The organism is thiotrophic endosymbiont of Bathymodiolus puteoserpentis (Logatchev), from assembly GCF_900127505.1.
Taxonomy (GTDB): Bacteria; Pseudomonadota; Gammaproteobacteria; order PS1; family Pseudothioglobaceae; genus Thiodubiliella.
Genome location: NZ_UEXF01000077.1, coordinates 1 through 1,501, shown reverse-complemented (window position 1 = coordinate 1,501; position 1,501 = coordinate 1). Strand labels below are relative to the sequence as shown.

Annotated in this window: 1 protein-coding gene; it reads left to right on the top strand. The window is 38.8% G+C overall.

Annotated features, from left to right (window positions below; translation table 11 throughout):
- Positions 1-145: 145 nt before the first annotated feature.
- Positions 146-1,483 carry an IS1380 family transposase gene (locus BHECKSOX2_RS09925; protein ID WP_139682100.1) on the top strand — a complete coding sequence of 446 codons (1,338 nt, stop codon included), beginning with the start codon at positions 146-148 and terminating at the stop codon, positions 1,481-1,483.
- The last annotated feature ends 18 nt before the right edge of the window (positions 1,484-1,501 follow it).

Genomic DNA, 1,501 nt, shown 5'->3' with positions numbered 1-1,501 from the left:
TACCCTAATCCAAAAATAGAAATCAAAAAAACACACAAACCCCAACTGGTATAATGATTTCAACCAAAAAACCGCTTCACCCATTGGGTGAAAACACAAAAGACAACCACATCCCTTTTATACACAACCAAACCTTACTGCGTTTATGAAAATTTTAAACTACAAACTGTCCTCTACCAACGAACTTTTAACCGCTCGCATTGGATTACTTGCTACTGCACATACCATTAACACATTGAGTTTGTCTAATACCATTGATCAACACTTCCCAGCCCTTGGTAGCAATTGTGCACTCAAAGCCTCCACTTTTATCAATACCTTGATATTAAGTCAACATGAAGGTGGTCAGTGCTTAGATGATACTACCCACATTGCCAAAGACAAGGCGCTACGCTTAATCACCAATCAAAGCGTGCCAACCCCACAGGCTATTGGCATTTGGCTTCGGCGTTTAGGTGAAGACAACCAAGGAATCAAAGCCTTACAAAAGGTCAATAAAACTGTGCTTAAAGCCACGCTTAATCATTGCAAAAACATCACCCTTGATATTGATGCCAGTGAAGTCATTGCCAATAAAGCTGATGCTCAGTGGACTTATAAGAAACACAAGGGCTATATGCCAATAATAGGACATATCGCCCAAACAGGGCAGATTGTTGCCACTAACTTTAGGGCGGGTAATGTATCACCAGCAAAAGACAACCTTGACTTTATCAAAATCTCTCAAGACGCATTACCTAAAGGCACTAACATCAAAAAACTTAGAATAGACGCAGCAGGCTATCAAGCCAGTATTATTGATTATTGCTTTGAACATGATATTGAATTTAGTATCAGAGCAAAGATATGTCAATCTCTTAAAGATATTTTTGTAGATAAGGATAACCAATGGCAACCTTTGGTTGATAAAAAAGGCAAAGCCATTGATGGGCAAGCCACTTTTAGAATGCGCCATTTTATGGGTAATAATGGCAAAGTCTTTGATTTAGTCGTGCAAAGGAGCTCTGTTACTGGGCAGGTAGAATTAGACTTAGAATTAGACAGCAATAACAGCACCCAAGCCCCTGAACAAATCACCAGTGGACAATATATTTATCGCTCTATCGCCACCAATCTTGAAACTTTGAGTGACAGCAAGGTTATCCATTTTTACAACCAACGAGGTGAAGACAGTGAAAACCGTATCAAAGAATTGAAAAATGATTTTGGTGCAAGACAAATGCCTTGTGGTGATTTTAATGCCAATGCCTTGTATTTTGATATTTGTAGTTTGTCTTACAACTTGTTTGCACTAATGCGTCAAATATTACCCCTTGAATTTGCCAATAAAAGAGCCAAGTATGTGCGCAATCGCTTCTATGCTATCGCCGCTAAAGTACTTCAACATGGCAGACAAGTGATTGTTAAGTGCCAAGCACAATATTATGACTTACTTACTCAGGTGCTAAACAACATCAAAGCGTTTAAGCCGTTGCTATCTTGATTTAAACGAACAACAAAA

Bases quoted from the DNA above. Each gene is read 5' to 3' on its own strand.
- BHECKSOX2_RS09925 (WP_139682100.1), top strand. From the start codon at position 146: ATGAAAATTTTAAACTACAAACTGTCCTCTACCAACGAACTTTTAACC.